Source organism: Arthrobacter sp. GAS37 (assembly GCF_044908325.1).
GTDB classification, from domain to species: domain Bacteria; phylum Actinomycetota; class Actinomycetes; order Actinomycetales; family Micrococcaceae; genus Arthrobacter; species Arthrobacter ramosus.
In genome coordinates this window covers 22065-38328 of record NZ_JBIYDB010000016.1, presented here as the reverse complement: position 1 = coordinate 38328, position 16264 = coordinate 22065, and the positions used below count along the sequence as shown (strand labels likewise).

The following is a 16264-nucleotide window of genomic DNA, read 5'->3' as shown; positions in this document are numbered from 1 at the left end:
CTTTTGGCAACGCGGGGTCACTTACGGCCCATGTTGGGCCGCTTAATGGGCGCTAAGTGACCCCGCGTTGCTTTGTGCGAGGTACGCGTCGAGGGTGGCGCTGCGGTGGCGGCGGGCGGCTTGTTCGATGGTGTCGGGGTCGGCGTTGCTTTCAATGAGCTGAAGCAGCGACTCGTGCTCTTTGACGGATTCCTGCGCGCGGCCGGGGACGAAGCGGAACGTCGAGGCCCTGATCGAGGCGAGCCGGTTCCAGCCCCGGTGCACGAGGTCCAGGATGTGCGGATTGGGGCAATGTTCAAAGAGCACGCTGTGGAAATCCTGGTTCAACGCCGTGAAGCGGACCGGATCGAAATGCTCCAGGCAGTCGCGCATCTCGGCGTTCACCGCACGGGCCCGGGCGATATCCGCGGCGCCGATCAGGGGTGCGGACAACGCCGTCGCCGCTCCCTCGATGATGCTCAGGGTCTGCATCGTGTACAGGTATTCCGTGGGGTCGATCCCGGAAACTGTGGCGCCGACGTTGCGCTCGAACTTTACGAGCCCTTCGGCCTCCAGGCGGCGGATCGCCTCCCGGACCGGCACCACGCTCACGCCCAGGTCCTCGGCGATCTTCGCCAGCACCAGCCGGTAACCCGGCGTGTAGGTGCCCTCGACGATGCGGGCCTTGACGGCCGCATAGGCCTGCTCGGACTTGCTCCCGACGGCGGTTTCAGTCACCTTGGGTTCCTTCCCACTGCTGGTAACGGGCACGCCATTGCGCGTTCATCGGATACAAACCGTCCACGCTGTTGCCCTGCTTGACCATCTCGAAGATGAAGGCCTCTTCCTTCTCCTGCTCGATGCACTCATCCACCAGTTCCCCGGCGAGGGCCGGCGGGATCACCAGGATGCCGTCCGAGTCGGCCACGATGATGTCCCCGGGCTGGACCGTGGCCCCGCCGCAAGCGATGGTGATGTCGGTGTCCCAGGGGATGTGGCGGCGGCCCAGCACGGCGGGGTGCGGGTTGGCGAAGTAGGTGGGCATGTCCAGTCCTGCCACCGCGGAATAGTCGCGGACACCGCCGTCGGTGATGATGGCCGCAGCGCCACGCATCTGGGCGCGCAGCGCGAGGATGTCGCCGACCGTCCCGGTGCCCTTTTCGCCCCGGGCTTCCATGACCAGGATCTCGCCCTCGTTCACGGAGTCGATGGCGCGTTTCTGGGCGTTGAAGCCGCCGCCATGGGTCGTGAACAGGTCCTCGCGGTTGGGCACATAACGCAGCGTCCGGGCGAGCCCGACAACGCGGCGGTCCGGGCGCGTGGCCTGCAGCCCGTCGATGCTCACGTTGTTCAGCCCGCGCTTGCGCAACTGGCTGGACAGCGTGGCGGTGGCGACGCTTTCGAGTTTCTTCTTCAGCTCCGGGGTCAGGACAGGCACGACGACGGCGAGGCCGGCGGCTTCGCGGGAACCGTACGCTTCCTCCCGCTGGATGTCATCGGCCTTGGGCCGGGCACCGAAGTCCGCGAACGGCGTCGTACCTTCCGTGACTGTTGTGGCCAGACGGCCGCTGCTAAGCCCGCCGGCGGTGACTTCAACCTCGACGACGTCGCCTGGCTGGGCGACCGAGGCGCCGGCCGGGGTGCCGGTCAGGATGATGTCGCCGGTTTCGAGCGTGAGGAGCTGGGAGAGATCGGCCACGAGGCGGGCGAAGGGGAACAGCAAGTCTTCGGTGGTGTCGTCCTGGACGAGTTCGCCGTTGTGCCAGGTGCGGATGCGCAGTTGGGAGGGGTCGACGTCGGCGGCCGGGATGAGCGCGGGGCCCACCGGGGTGAAGCCGTCGCCGCCCTTGGACCGGAGGTTGGAGCCCTTGTCCGCGTAGCGGAGGTCGTAGACGCCGAGGTCGTTGCTGGCCGTGATCCACTCAACGTGGCTCCACGCGTCCCCGGGGCCCACGCGGCGGGCAGGCTTGCCGATGACCAGCGCTATCTCGCCCTCGTAGCCGAGGAGTTCGCAGCCGGCCGGACGTTCCACTGTCGAGCCACTGAGAGCCAGGGACGACGAAGGCTTCAAAAAGTATGACGGCTGCTCCGGAGTACGGCCACGCTGGGCCGCCCGGCTGGGGTAGTTGATATGCACCGCGATGACTTTGCGGGCCGCGGCCAGGATGTGGTCGGTGACCTTTTCCAAGATTTACTCCTCATCGAGTACGAAATCGTATACGATAACTATGACCCGGGAGCTTCAGGACGTCAACCCCTCTCACCCTTGTAACCCCCGCCACGCCTGCCGTACAGTTTGAATCCAATTCTGGGTTCAAATAGAGAATTCAAAGTTCTATAATTGAACAACCACACGATGAAGTGAGGAAAGCCCATGCAGTTCCACCACCACGGTTATGTATCCGGTGACCCGCGAGTCCAAGCGGCCGCCGGCGTCGGCATCGACAGACCCGCTGATCTTCCCGACGAGGTCGACGTGCTCATCGTGGGCAGCGGCCCCGCCGGCATGCTCGCCGCCGCGCAGTTGTCCCAGTTCCCGGGCGTCACAACCCGGATCGTGGAGCGCCGCGCCGGGAGGCTCGCGATCGGCCAGGCCGACGGCATCCAGGCCCGGAGCGTTGAGACCTTCCAGGCCTTCGGATTCGCCGAGCGGATCATCGCCGAGGCGTACCGGATCACCGAGATGGCCTTCTGGAAGCCAGACCCCGCGGACCCCGCGCGCATCATCCGGACCGCCCGCGCCCTCGACGATCCGACCGGAGACATCAGCGAATTCCCGCACCTCATCGTCAACCAGGCGCGCGTGCTGGACTACTTCGCCGAGTTCATGGCGAACTCCCCTACCCGCATGACTCCCGACTACGGATACGAGTTCCGCAGCCTCGAGGTCAGCGGTGAGGGCGACTACCCCGTCACGGTTACCCTTCTCCACACCGCCGGACCCAACGAAGGCCAGGAGCGGATTGTCCGGGCCAAGTACGTCGTGGGGGCGGATGGCGCCCGGAGCAAGGTGCGGGAGTCGATCGGCTGCACGCTCGCCGGCGACCAAGCCAACCACGCCTGGGGCGTCATGGACGTCCTTGCCGTCACGGATTTCCCCGATATCCGCACGAAATGCGCCATCCAGTCCGGCACGGGCGGCAGCATCCTGCTGATCCCGCGCGAAGGCGGCCATCTCTTCCGCATGTACGTCGACCTCGGCGAGGTGGACCGGAATGACAACCGCTCCGTGCGCAGCACCACCATCGAGGAGATCATCGCCAAAGCGAACGACATCCTCCACCCCTACACGCTCGATGTGCGCAACGTCGCCTGGCACAGCGTCTACGAAGTGGGCCACCGCCTCACTGACAGGTTCGACGACGTCCTGCCGGACGAGCGCGGCACCCGCACGCCGCGCGTATTCATTACGGGCGATGCCTGCCACACCCACAGCGCAAAGGCCGGGCAAGGCATGAACGTCTCCATGCAGGACGGGTTCAACCTGGCCTGGAAGCTCGGGCACGTGCTCGAGGGCCGCAGCCCGGAGAACCTCCTGTCCACGTACTCGGCCGAGCGCCAAGTCGTTGCCAAGAACCTCATCGACTTCGACAAAGAGTGGTCCACGCTCATGGCGAAGAAGCCCGAGGAATTTGAGGACCCCACCGAGCTGGAGAACTTCTACGTGAGCACGGCAGAGTTCCCTGCCGGTTTCATGACCCATTACGCCCCCTCGCCGCTCATCGCCGGGCCCACACACCAAGGCCTGGCCACGGGATTCACCATCGGCAAGCGATTCAAGTCCGCGCCCGTGGTGCGCGTCTGCGACACCAACCCGGTGCAACTCGGCCACCAGGCCAAGGCGGACGGACGGTGGCGCATCTACGTCTTCGCGGACGCAAGCAAGGCCGGGACGGCACAAGGCGGAACGTCGCCGGTCGTCGACTTTGCCGAGTGGATCGCGAACTCGCCGGACTCGCCGCTGGCCGCAACGCCGTCGGGCGCTGACCGTGACGCGTGGTTCGACGTGAAAGTGATCTACCAGCAGGAGCACACTAGCGTCGACATCGGGGCCGTGCCGGAGGCATTCAAGCCGCAGGTCGGACCGGTCAAGCTCACGTACCTTGAGAACGTCTACGGCACCGACCCTTCCGCTGACATCTTCGAGTTGCGCGGCCTTGACCGCGGCGGCGTCGTTGTGGTGGTGCGGCCGGACCAGTACGTGGCGAACGTTTTGCCCTTGACCGCGACGGCGGAACTCGCCGCGTTCTTCGCGCCCCTCCTTCGATCGGGACGGACCGCGGCCGTGTGAGCTGTTGGGGAGGCCTGACCCGCCGAACCTGTCGAAGGGTTCATTCTGTCGGTGGCCCGTCGTAGGGTACCGGCATGGACATCATCATGGTTCCCGGATTCTGGTTGGACGCTTCTTCATGGTCGGAGGTCACGCCGCCGCTCGTTGCTGCGGGGCACACGGTTCACCCGCTCACACTGCCTGGGCTGGAGGCCGTTGACGCTCCACGGTCCGGCATCGGCCTCAGGGATCACATCGACGCCGTAGTGGCGGCTGTCGACGCTGTTGGCAATCCCGTTGTACTGGTCGGCCACTCCGGCGGAGGTGCCATCATCCACGGCGCCGTCGACGCCCGCCCGGACCGCGTGGTCCGGGCGGTGTACGTGGACAGCGGACCGCTTGGCGAGGGCGGCGTCATCAACGACGAACTGCCTGTTGAGGGCGACGCCGTGCCCTTGCCACCATGGGAGCTTTTCGAAAACGAGGACCTCGTGGACCTCAATGACGAGCTGCGGGCTGCCTTCCGCGCACGGGCCATCCCGGAACCAAAGAACGTCACCACGGATAAGCAGCGCTTGCACGATGTGCGCCGCTACGACGTCCCGGCCACCATCATCGCGTGCGAGTTCCCCTCCAGCCTGCTCGGCGAATGGATCGAATCCGGCCATCCCTTCGTGGCCGAGCTCGCGCGCATCAACGACGTCGAATTCATGGATCTGCCGACCGGTCACTGGCCCCAGTTCACCAAACCGATCGAACTCGGAAGAGCCATTCTTGCGGCGGTTGAGCGGACGGGCTAGGGCTGATTCGATCCAGTCGATCGCCTCGTGGGAGAAGCAGAACCCCGAAGGCCCGATGTGGCTGACGCAGCCTGGATGGCTGCGCCGACGATGCCGGCGTCGTTCCTGAGCTTCGCGGGAACGACGGGGGTCCTCAGGTTGAGGTGAGGCAGGTATTCGTCGGCTCGTTGGGAAATGCCTCCGCCCACAATGATGAGTTCGGGCGAGAACATGAACTCAAGTTCAGAAAGGTAACGTTGCAAGCGGACGCTGTATTCTTGCCAGCCCAATCCGTCACGTTCACGGGCGACGGCGGATGCCCTGGTTTCAGCGTCGTGACCGTCGATGGAAATGTGACCGAGCTCGACATTGGGCACTACGTTTCCGTCGAAAATCAGGGCTGATCCGATCCCGGTGCCTAGGGTAATGACCAAAACCGTGCCGCGTGTTCCCTTTCCGGCGCCGTAGCGGGCTTCCGCGAGACCTGCGGCGTCGGCGTCGTTCAGGACGGCGACCGGTCGCCGAATGCGATCGGAGAAATGGGTGCCGATGTCGAAATCGATGAAGGTCCTGTCCATGTTTGCCGCTGATCGGGACGTGCCGTGCTGGACGATGCCCGGAAAGGTTACGCCAACGGTTGAATCACGTCCTGCTTCGCTTCCTGCGGTGAGCTCGTCCACGAGCTGCCGAACAACATCGCCGACGGATTCCGGATCAGCCGGTTGGGGCGTGGCTAGACGAACGCGGCCCCACAGGATCTCACCCTTTTCAAGGTTGACGATCCCGCCCTTGACGCCGGTTCCACCGATGTCAACGCCGATGAAATGGCCGGCACTTGTCATGTTTTCAGGCATGTTTGTCCGTTTCTTTGATCTGTTTAACGGCCGCAGCTTTGTTGTCGCTGCTGCCCCTAATGGTCTTCAAGGCCTGCTGTGGCAGCTATCGACCTTGCGCGGGTCGCGTTCGATGACGGGTTCGAGGACTTCATCGATCTCTTTCAGGAGTGCGTCCTCCAGCGTGAGCCCGGCGGCCTTGGCGTTTTCCTTGATCTGCTCCGGTTTGGAGGCTCCGACGATGGCAGCAGATACATTCGGGTTCTGAAGCACCCACGCCAGACAGAGGGTACTAAGCGGAATCCCTGCGCTTGCTGCCAGGGGCTCAAGGCGCTGGACCCTGGCGAGAACGTCATCGCCCAGCCACTTACCCATCGTGTCTTTGCCTCCGTTTTGGTCGGTGGCGCGGGAACCGGCGGGGGCGCCCATTCCTGGTGAATACTTGCCCGTCAGTACTCCTTGGGCAAGGGGTGACCACACAAGCTGGCTCATCCCGAGCTCTTCACTGACCGGCATGATTTCAGGTTCAACAACCCTCCATAGCATGTTGTACTGAGGTTGGTTGGAGACCAGCCCGACGTTGAGTTCCTTAGCCAAGGCAGCTGCTGACCGGATCTCATCCACCGTCCATTCGGAGACGCCGACGTAGTGGGCTTTGCCGGCACGCACGACGTCGGCGAAAGCCTGCATCGTTTCCTCGAGGGGCGTTTCGTAGTCGAATCGGTGGGCCTGGTAAAGGTCTACGTAGTCTGTTTTGAGCCGGTGGAGGCTTCCATCGATGGCTTCCATGATGTGTTTCCGGGAGAGTCCGCGATCGTTCTTTCCCGACCCTGTGGGGAAATATACCTTGGTGAAGATCTCCACGCTTTCGCGCCGGACTCCGGCAAGCGCCGAGCCGAGTGCGGCTTCTGCGCGTGTCTCCGCGTATGCGTCTGCGGTGTCGAAAGTGCTGATGCCGGCGTCCAGGGCAGCATATACGCATTGTCTTGCCAAGTCGTCATCAATCTGCGATCCGTGCGTCAGCCAGTTGCCGTAGGCGATCTCGCTGACATACATGCCGCTTCGGCCAAGTTTCCTGTATTCCAAGGACTTCCTTCGAGTTGGGTGTCCGGGGCGGATCCCGGCGAGTGTTCGCCCCTTCCGCGTTGAGGAACCATCATGATTCCCCAACGCGGAAGGGCTGACCGTCGGGTCTTGTCAGGCGGTCGGGGTGAAAATATCCTTCATTTCGTCCCAGGCTTCCGCCCTGACGAAGACGGGAACGCGGTTCAACGGCGCAGGTACCTCGACGGTTCGCTGGCCGGCGTATATTTCTCCCGTCCAGGCATCGACCCAGTTGCCGCCCGGGAGGTAAGCCGTCCAGCTGCGGACTCCTTCGTCGACGACGGGAGATACAAGAAGGTCTTCGCCGAGCATCCATTGCAGTGGATGCTTCCATACCTCCTGGTCTTCGATGTGGTCGAAGTACAGCGGGCGCATGAGGGGGGCTCCGCTGTCGATAGCCCTGCGGGCCTGCTCTGCCAGGTAGGGCACGAGGCGTTCGCGCAGTTCGACGAGTTCCCGGAACACAGGGATGACAGTCTCATCCCCCGTCCGATCCTGAATGTTCCACGGAGTGCGATCCCTCGATGGCTTCCGGTGATGGTTGAACTCGGAGTGGTACTGCATGATAGGCACGAAAACCGCTGCTGCAGCCGACCGCAGGTATAGTTCCGAGGTCGGGACATCGCCTGAGAAGCCGGCGAAGTCCCAGCCCCAATACAAGACTCCGCTTGCTGACGCGGAGAGTCCGGCAAACAGGGACCAACGGAATGCGTCCCAAGTGGAATTCTCATCCCCGGCCCAGAAGGCTCCGTGGGCCTGGGAACCGGTGAACCCGGCGCGGCTGAAGGTGACGGGTGCCTTTCCTGCGGATTCAAGAAGGTCACCGTAGGCCTTGGCGTATGCGACCGGGAAGAGGTTGTTTCCTTCGTCTCCGCGCATTCCGTTCAGATACTGGAGTTCTTCGCCCCAGGCGTGTTCTCCGCCGTCGGTCTTGAACCCGTCGATGCCGATTTCTTCGACGAGATAGCGTCGCTTCTCGGTCCACCATCGGGCGGCTTCCGGGTCGGTCAGGTCCGGCATCAGGCTAAGGGGGAACCACCATCCTCGGTTACGGTAGGGACGCAGGCTGCCGTCCGGGGCTTCCTCCCGGATGAGCCGCCCCTCACGAACCGCAGCTTCAGCGTCGAAACGTGCTTGGCCATGTGGGTGCGGCCGCATTTTGATAAGAGGAATTTGCCACAAAACCACCCGGACGTCCCGGGAGTGAAGGTTATCAACCATGGCCTTCGGATCCGGCCAGGCACCATGATCCGGGAAGGTGAAGTCGCCGAGGCGGTGCGGTGAACCGTCGGGATTTGGTTCGTATTCTGCGTCGCGGAATGCCGTGAATGTAGACTCGTCGCTCCAGGCTTCGATGACGACGGACCCAACGGGAATACCTGTTTCCCTATGTAGATCCATCTGTCGCATGACCTCGGACTGGGTATTCCATTCGTTGCCGCTGGCCCAGAGCTTGAACACCCAGGCCGGAAGCTCCTTGGCGCTGCCGGCGACGGACAGGAAGGACTTCAGGACCGTCGTGGGCGTTCCTTCGAAGAACCTCAGGTTCAGAAGAGTGTCCCCGTTCAGGGGTTCTGGGCCGACTTCGGCTTCGATGACGAGGCGGTGTTCGTCGGAGGCACCGATGTCGTACCACGTGCGTCGGGAGGTTTCGACGTGAAATCCCCAGCCGTCTCCGCCTACTACATGGGCAAAGGGCATCGGCAGGTAGGTCTTCCGGTTCGCTCCTTGGCTCTTGTATTGCTCGAAGACGACCGCGTCCAGCTTGGTCCCGCGGTGGTCAAGGGCATCAAAGCGTTCTCCGAAGCCGGTGACACGCTCGTTAAGGGCCAACGGGAGAGCGAAACGAACACGCAAGGGCCGGACACCATCATGTAACACCTCGACGGAGTCGGCGATGACGCGGTCTGGTCCAATGATCTTTAGGGCCTGGCTGGCGGGAGCCCAGGTGGCGGCGCTGTAGTTGAACCACCGCGTCTTTTCCGTCCCGCCATTCCAGGTCTGCGCCGTGAAACGGTACTTGTATGTTGTCTGGGGTTCCGCCGGCGCGAGGGTTACCTGCCAGCCGCTAGCTGAGCGGGCGAGTTTGGCCTGGGCCGATGCCAGGTGGCCGCCATCGATGACCTGTCCGCGCGATGCCGCCGGTACACGTTCGAGGGTTTCGGTCAATTGCGTGACAGCACCGCTGCGACGGGTGACTTCGAGTTCGCAGATCACGTCGGTCAGTTCCGGCGAGGTTCGTACGCCGAGGATGACGGGCTCCCCTGCGACGGGATGGGACGGGCTGCGCTGATCGGTGTCGGCGACGTAGGGGTGGCCGGAGCCGAATGGTTTGTGGCGGATCATTTAGCGTTCTCTTTCGCTGCTGGAGCCGGAGTCGGATCGGCGGTGTCGTAGGGGACGCCGAGGGCGATGGCGAGGCGGATGAACATGGCGTGGCTCCACAGCAGCGGGTTTGCAGAGGAACCCCAGCGCTCGTTCCAAGGTTGAAGATGATCGGGGTCAAGAAGGTGATGGTCAACCTGTTCGGGAAGTTCGTCGTTCGCGCCGGCGGTCGAGGCGGCCCATTCGAGGAGCTCGTGGGCTCTGGTTCGGTTTCCGGCAGCGGCCTGGGCCAGGCCGAGGAAGCAACTAAGTAAGGGCCATTGGCCGCCGCCGTAGTAGGTGTCGGCAAGATACCGGTGAACGCCGTTGTCGACGGTGAGCTGCTCTTCGATGACCGCGATGGTCCCTGCGCTCAAGGGACTGTGCGGGGGCAGGAAGTTCATCGGAGCAATCAGCGAGAGGAGGCTGGCGTCTACCGTGTCTGTTCCCAGCCATTTCGTCAGATGGATGTCCTGGACACCTTCGTCTTGGACTCGTCGGCGGATCTGGTCCGCGATCGAGGTGGCCTGTTCTGAGAGTGACTCCTCGATCAGCCCGGTTCGGGCGATGCTGGCCAATCCGGAGGCGATGCAACCCAGAGTGCTCACGTGCACGTGTTGGGCCGACTCTTCCCACCAGTCATAGCAGGGCCGTTCCCAAGAGGCCGATAGGTAGTCGATGGTGAGGGCTATGGCCTCGGTCCAGCGTTCCAGTGGCCGGTCATGGCGGGCGCTGTGTTCAGCCAGGGCCCAAAGCCAGGTGCCGTATCCGTCGAGCTGGAAATCCCACCAGTCGTCGTTTCCTTCGGCTCCGTCGAGAGTGAAACGCGTGGGCAGCATTTGGTCACCGGCCACCGGCCTGCCGGCCAGGCTTTCAGCCACGATATGGCGGATCCTTCCGGCGCGGGAAGTCAAGGCATTCGAGCACCAGTCGAAGAACAGTTCGGCGGATCCGATATGTCCGGCGGCGGACATGGCGTCAGCGATGTACGAGCCGTCGCGGAACCAGCAGTACCCGGCGTAGGCGGAAAACGAGGGGCTTGCCGGGTAGGCGCCCCGGGAGGTCTGCTGTTCCAGGATGAGCCGGATGCCGGCTTCGACTATCGAACGGACCGCGGGATCTCCGTTGCGCATTACCGTTGAACCTTGCATTGTCATTGGCTTCTCTTTCAGATGGTGAGGGGGTCGCGGTGCCGGCAGCTCACGGTGTTACCGCGGCCCGCTCACCGGCTTTGTTCGGACGGTGCCCGGTTTATTTCAGCAGAGCGTTGATTTGGTCCGCGGCGCCCTTCAGGGCATCGGCCGCGCTGGAGCGTTTCGCTTCGACTTCGCCAAGAGCGTTGGTGATGATGTCGACCATTTTTTGCTGGTTGTCGCCGATGACCGGCGGGAGGGCGACGTTGTCAAGGGCGTCGAAGATGGCCTTGCGGTTTGCCGGCTTGTCCTTTGCGAGATAGGGCTTCAGGACTGAGTCATCGGAGGTGGCGGGGAGTTCCCATGCTGCGCTGATGCGGGTCTGTGCCATGACGTCTGAGCTGGTCATGTATTCGGCCCATTTCTGGGCTGCGGCCTTGTTCTTGGAGTTGGCGGATACCCCAATGGCGTTGGAGAACTCCGCGCTTGCCTTCTGCGTGTCTCCGGGTTCGACGACGATGTCCCAGCTCTTGGGTGAATCGGCGAAACTGCTGGCCACCCAGATGCCGCTGTGGAGCATGCCAAGTTTGCCGTCTTTGAACAGTTTCGTGTCGAAGTCCGGGGTTCCGGCTCCTTGCGCGGGTGTAGGCATGGTCGTTCCGCTCTTACCTGCCAGCCATTCGGCAGCTTTGATGCCCTGGGGCGAGTTGAAGGCGACCGATTTGCCGTCGTCGTTGAGGAATTTGCCGCCGGTTTGGGCCAGTGCTTTGTAGAACTCGTAGAAGCTCACGCTCTGGTAGTCCCCGTAGACACCCGCGGCGCTGTCCGTGATTTTCTTTGCAGCAGCCGTTTCATCAGCCCATGTCCAGCTGGACGTGGGGTAGGCGACCTTGGCAGCGTCGAAGAGCGCCTTGTTGTAGTAGAGGACAACGTCGGAGAAGGAACTGGGCAGCGCGTACTGCTTGCCGTCTGACTGGTAGGACTGCAGCAGGGACTGCTTGTACTTGGAACCGTCGACTCCGTCGAGGGGAGCGACAGCCCCACTGGCCACGTAGGAGCGCAGGTTCGCGTATTCGATATCGAAAGTATCGGCTTGGGTCCCAGCGGCCAGGTCTGTCTGGAGTGCCGTCGCGTAGTCCTTGTAAGGCAAGGTGGTGACCTGGACGGTGATGTTCGGGTTGGCCTTCTCGAAGGCCTGGACAATGGTGTCCAGATTCTTCTCGTTGCCCCCGTTCGAGATGAAGTTTGAGTATTTGATGGTTACTTTTTCGGTGCTTGAAACATTTGAGCTTGCCGCCGATCCACAGCCTGACATGGCCAGGATTGCGGTGAGAGCGAGACCCAGCGATGCCAGGGGTTTCTTGTTCATGTGTATCTCCATTGATAGGTGAGGAAACTGGCCGATCCGGTCTATTTGAGTCCGGTGCCCGCAACCCCTTGGATGATGTACTTCTGGGTGAAGATATAGAGAGCAAGCATTGGAAGGACGCTGACCACAGATCCGGCCATCACGATGTCCCACTGGGTTGTGTACTGGCCTTGCAGTCCCGCCAACGCCACGGGAAGGGTTTTCATTGCGGGGGTGCGCAGGATAATCAGCGGCCAAAGGAAGCTGTTCCAGCTATTCAGGAACGCGAACACCGTCAGTGTCGCCAGCGCCGGACGGACCAGGGGAAGCACAATGAGGCCGAAGATCCGGAAGTGGCCAGCACCATCCAATGTCGCGGCCTGGTCCAGGTCCTGCGGCACAGAATTCATTGCCTGCCGCAGGAGGAACACTCCGAAGGCGCTGGCGATCCCCGGCATCAATACGCCGAGATAGGTATCGATAAGGCCCAGGCTTTTCATCTCCACAAACAACGGGACGACCAGCACCTGCATCGGGATCATCATGGTGGCCAGATACACGGCGAACACTGCATTTCGCCCCTTGAACGGCATCCGGGAAAAGACATAGGCGGCCAGTGAGCTGGTGACAAGCTGGAACACCGTGGTGAGGATGGCAAGGATCAGGCTGTTAAGCACGATCTGGGCAAACGGGAGCCGTTGGAGCAACTGAGCGTAGGCGGACAGTGAAGGATTCTCCGGGATAAGTTGCGGTGTCGCGGAGAGGCCTGCGCCGGGGCTGATGGACGTTACGAACGCCCAAAGAAAAGGGAAGACCATCATGAGGGCGCCAACGAGGACGAGGATGTTCAGGGTGATCGAGGGACGCTGCTTACGCATAGTGCACCCATTTCTTTTGACCGCGCACCTGAATCAGAGTGATGACCAGGATGAAAAGGAACAGTAGCCATGACAGAGCCGATGCTTCGCCGGCCCTGCCGTAGCGGAACGTGAGGTCGTAAATCTGCTCGACCACGACCTGGGAAGAGTTGTTGGGGCCGCCTCCGGTCATGGCATAGACCTGGTCAAAGACCTGGAATCCGTTGATCAGCGACAGCACAATGACAAAGAAGGTCGAGGGGGAAAGCATGGGAAGCGTAATGCTGAACAGCCGCCTCCACCGGCCGGCGCCGTCGACAGTCGCGGCTTCATACAGGTCCTCCGGAATGGCTTGGAGGCCGGCGAGCAGAATCACCATGACAAAGCCAAGGTCCTTCCACGCCGAAGCCACGATGATCGAAGGCATGGACCATGCCGGATCTGTCCACCATCCCGGCCCTGTCACGCCGATGAGTCCAAGCAGCCAGTTGACGATTCCCGTGCTGGGATTCAGTAGCCAACGCCAGACGAGTGCAACGACGATCCAGCTGGTCACCACGGGGAGGAAGTAAAGGCCGCGCATCATGCTGCGTCCCCTGATCCGGGAATTGAGGGCAAGCGCTATGGCCAGCCCGCCGATGTACACAAGCGGCAGGTATCCGACGATGTAGTAGATGGTGTGCAGGAAGGCGCCCTGCGTGCCGGGGTCGCCGATGAGCTTGCCGTAGTTCCCAAGGCCAACCCATTTCATCGGACCGACTAGATTCCATTGGTTCAAGCTGATCCAGAACGCGGAAAACATGGGAATGATGGTGAAGAACAACAGTGGCAACGCGCTCGGGATGAGGAAAACGGCGACAGTCAGCCCGTATCTGAGACGATTGCCGGTTGCTTTACGCCGAATCCCGGGTCCTCGGTAGCGCTTCGTTGTTGCCGTGGGTCCGGGGCTGCCGGACCTCGAGTCTTGCAGAGCGGTCACAATCCTCCTACCTCCGCCGGTACGTGGGTGAGCCGGGCACGAACCCGTCTCCCCTGCTCACCTGAACTTTCTTCGCTGTAGAAGGGCGCAGACGCCACGAGCGCGGCGGCTCCGCGGGCCCAGGCCTCGTCGTCCCAGGACTCGACGATCACGGGGATGCTCCGGCGGTCTGCCGTCAGGGCACCCCGGAATGATCGTTCGAATCCTGCTGCCCAGTGGCGCCATCCACGGGTTCCTTCCCCGCTGACGATCACAATCTCCGGATCCAGGATCTGCACGAGACCAGCGACGATTCGCCCCAGCGGCTGACCGGCTCCCCTGAAAATATCTTGGGCGAGGGGGTCACCGTCGTTTGCGCGCTCTTGCAGATCTGCCATGGTCTCTGATGACGAAATGATTCCGGATTGCCGCGCATTCGCGACGAGTGTCTTTTCCCCAATCAGGGCCTCGATGCATCCGTGGTTACCGCAGGTGCAAAGAGGTCCATCCGCAACTGCGGGTATGTGACCGATTTCGCCGGCACCGCCTCTGCTGCCGCGCACGACCGCACCGCCGGTGACAAACCCCGCGCCGACGCCTTCGCCGATCGTCACAACCAGAAACTCGGCATGCTCGCGGCCTGACCCATAGAGCCGTTCGGCTACAGCGAGGGCGTTGACATTGTTCTCCACCAGGACCGGAACATGGAGTTCCCGGCTCAGAACCGCTCCAAGCGGTACCTGCCGCCACCCCAGGAGGCTTGAATCAACAACACCACTACCTTGCCCATCCACCGATCCGGGAACACCGACGCCTATTCCCAGGAGGGGGGTGACACGATCTTCGCCAACGAATGAATGGACCAGTGAGACGACGTCGGAAAGCGATGTGATCGAGGAAGCGTCGTATGCCCTATTGCCGGACCGGACTACATGCCCGCTAAGTTCCGTTTCAACGAAGGCAACATGATCCTTCGAGATCTTCATACCCACCACGCGCCCTGCAGCGGTGGCAAGGCCCAGCATCCGTGCAGGACGACCGCCGCTGGAGGGAGACATTGACAGCTCCCTCACGAGGCCGTCCGCGATGAGCTCTTTGATGAGCTGGGTCATAAGAGCCGGGGAGACGCCAAGTGCCCTTGCCAAGTCAGCCCGGGACGCACCACCGGAGGTACCAAGAAATGCCAGGATCGCAGACCGCGTAACGTCAGCGTTGCCGCTCGGCCGAACCATTGTATTCTCCTTTATTTACGACTAAATGAAGATTAGAACTATGACGCACCTCACGTCAAGGGGTCTCTTATGCTCAAAGGCTGCCTCCTGGTCCGAGCAGAAAATTCCTCTTGCGGTGCAGCCCGCTCTCCCCTAGCGTTTGTTCGGCGACTTAATTTAGTTACTTCGGAAAGGTTGGGTGTGCTGTGAGGATCGACCGTGCGGGCAACAAAGGGCTGATCAGGGAGATCAACGAGGCCCTCGTGCTCGCCGAGCTGCGCGGCGAGTCGCTCCATTCCCGCGCGGACATCGCCCGGAGTACCGGACTCAGCGGCCCGACGGTCACTGCCATTACGTCACGGCTCATAGACCGAGGCCTCGTCGAAGAGCGGGCCACCGGCGCATCGGCGGGAGGGCGGCCACCAGTTCTCCTTGGCCTGCGTCAACGCGCCGGCTACGTCGTCGGCATCAAACTGACCGAGAACCGGGCCATCGGCGTCCTGACGGACCTGGACGCCAACGTCGTGGCCCGAGCCGACGCCGCCCTGGCGCTACCGACGCCCGGCGCGGTAGTGGCAGGCATCGTCAGCACAGTCGAGGCGCTTGCTCCCGCCGGCCATGGCCGGATCCTCGGCGTCGGGCTGGGCATGGGCGGGGTGATCGACCGGGATGAGGGAAGTGTGCGCCACGCCACATACTTCGATTGGCACAACGAACCGCTCGCCAAACGGCTCTCAGATGCGATCGGGTTGCCGGTTCTCATCGACAACGACGTCAACGCCTTGGTGGCGAGCGAGCAGAGCTGGGGGGCCGGGCGGGGCGTGAAGAACTTCGCCGTCGTGACCATAGGACGCGGCGTCGGCATGGGCATGGTGCTCGACGGGCGCCTGTTCCGTGGCAGCCGCGGAGGTGCCGGCGAGCTCGGCCACATGAAGGTGGTGCCCGAAGGCCCGGAGTGCGAGTGCGGTGGCCGCGGCTGTCTGGAGGCCGTGATCGGCGAGCCGGCCCTCCTGGGATCCCTCGCGGGTGAGCTGGGACGGCGCGTCTCGGTCGACGAGGCCGGCACGATGGCCCGGGACGGGGACCAGCGTGCAGCACGGGTCTTCGCCGAGGCCGGCCAACATCTGGGGCGGGCTGTCGGCAACGTCGTGAACATCCTGAACCCTGACCGGCTCCTCCTGGCCGGCGAAGGTACGCATAATCTCGACCTCATCATGCCTGCGTTCCGCCGCGCTCTCAACGAGACCGTTTTTGACGGACTGCAGGACGGACTCTCGATCCACGCCGAGGCGTGGGACGACGAGGCCTGGGCACGCGGAGCCGCAAGCCTCCTGCTCAACGAGCTGTTCGAACCCAACCTCCGCTTGAACAGCGACGAGCCGACCCTCATCGGCCGCTCCGCTGGGTGAGCTTCACTCTCAAAAGAAA

At 62.7% G+C, this 16264-nt stretch carries 13 protein-coding genes; 3 read left to right on the top strand and 10 right to left on the bottom strand.

Annotated features, from left to right (window positions below; genetic code table 11):
- Nucleotides 1-42 precede the first annotated feature (42 nt).
- Together ABH924_RS14035 and ABH924_RS14030 are read right to left on the bottom strand one after the other, a co-directional pair.
- Nucleotides 43-717, bottom strand: coding sequence for a GntR family transcriptional regulator (locus ABH924_RS14035; RefSeq protein WP_404499675.1), 675 nt, complete (start codon nt 715-717; stop codon nt 43-45).
- Nucleotides 710-2167, bottom strand: a complete 1458-nt coding sequence (locus ABH924_RS14030; RefSeq protein ID WP_404499673.1) for a fumarylacetoacetate hydrolase family protein — start codon at nt 2165-2167, stop codon at nt 710-712. Before ABH924_RS14030 ends, ABH924_RS14035 begins: the two co-directional genes overlap by 8 nt.
- A gap of 186 nt (nt 2168-2353) precedes the next feature.
- Here ABH924_RS14030 and ABH924_RS14025 point away from each other — a divergent pair, with 186 nt between their 5' ends.
- The gene (locus ABH924_RS14025; protein ID WP_404499671.1) at nt 2354-4270 is read left to right on the top strand and encodes an FAD-binding monooxygenase; all 1917 of its coding nucleotides are present in this window, start codon (nt 2354-2356) and stop codon (nt 4268-4270) included.
- 74 nt (nt 4271-4344) lie between these two features.
- Nucleotides 4345-5049 (top strand): alpha/beta fold hydrolase, encoded by a 705-nt coding sequence (locus ABH924_RS14020; protein WP_404499669.1) that lies wholly within the window; start codon nt 4345-4347, stop codon nt 5047-5049.
- On the opposite strand, the gene ppgK is transcribed toward ABH924_RS14020, so the two are convergent.
- The 8 genes from ppgK to ABH924_RS13980 all read right to left on the bottom strand — a co-directional run bounded on the left by ppgK (nt 5046) and on the right by ABH924_RS13980 (nt 14857).
- Nucleotides 5046-5882 (bottom strand): polyphosphate--glucose phosphotransferase, encoded by an 837-nt coding sequence (ppgK, locus tag ABH924_RS14015; RefSeq protein WP_404499667.1) that lies wholly within the window; start codon nt 5880-5882, stop codon nt 5046-5048. The genes ABH924_RS14020 and ppgK overlap by 4 nt on opposite strands.
- 66 nt (nt 5883-5948) lie before the next feature.
- A complete protein-coding gene (locus ABH924_RS14010) occupies nt 5949-6947 on the bottom strand; it encodes an aldo/keto reductase family protein (protein WP_404499665.1) in 999 nt (332 codons plus the stop codon).
- A 111-nt stretch (nt 6948-7058) separates the two neighbouring features.
- Complete coding sequence (locus tag ABH924_RS14005) at nt 7059-9311, bottom strand: TIM-barrel domain-containing protein (protein ID WP_404499663.1); 2253 nt, start codon at nt 9309-9311, stop codon at nt 7059-7061.
- On the bottom strand, nt 9308-10486 hold the full coding sequence (locus ABH924_RS14000) for a glycoside hydrolase family 15 protein (RefSeq protein ID WP_404499661.1): 1179 nt from the start codon (nt 10484-10486) through the stop codon (nt 9308-9310). The genes ABH924_RS14005 and ABH924_RS14000 overlap by 4 nt, the downstream gene beginning before the upstream one ends.
- 94 nt (nt 10487-10580) lie before the next feature.
- A complete protein-coding gene (locus ABH924_RS13995) occupies nt 10581-11831 on the bottom strand; it encodes an ABC transporter substrate-binding protein (protein ID WP_404499659.1) in 1251 nt (416 codons plus the stop codon).
- 41 nt (nt 11832-11872) lie between these two features.
- Nucleotides 11873-12688 (bottom strand): carbohydrate ABC transporter permease, encoded by an 816-nt coding sequence (locus tag ABH924_RS13990; protein WP_284982621.1) that lies wholly within the window; start codon nt 12686-12688, stop codon nt 11873-11875.
- A complete protein-coding gene (locus ABH924_RS13985) occupies nt 12681-13646 on the bottom strand; it encodes a carbohydrate ABC transporter permease (protein ID WP_404499657.1) in 966 nt (321 codons plus the stop codon). The genes ABH924_RS13990 and ABH924_RS13985 overlap by 8 nt, the downstream gene beginning before the upstream one ends.
- Nucleotides 13643-14857 (bottom strand): ROK family transcriptional regulator, encoded by a 1215-nt coding sequence (locus ABH924_RS13980; protein ID WP_234751729.1) that lies wholly within the window; start codon nt 14855-14857, stop codon nt 13643-13645. Before ABH924_RS13980 ends, ABH924_RS13985 begins: the two co-directional genes overlap by 4 nt.
- Before the next feature lie 185 nt (nt 14858-15042).
- On the opposite strand from ABH924_RS13980, the gene ABH924_RS13975 reads away from it, so the two are divergent.
- Entirely contained in the window at nt 15043-16245 is a 1203-nt protein-coding gene (locus tag ABH924_RS13975; RefSeq protein ID WP_234751725.1) for an ROK family transcriptional regulator, read from the top strand.
- Nucleotides 16246-16264: the final 19 nt, after the last annotated feature.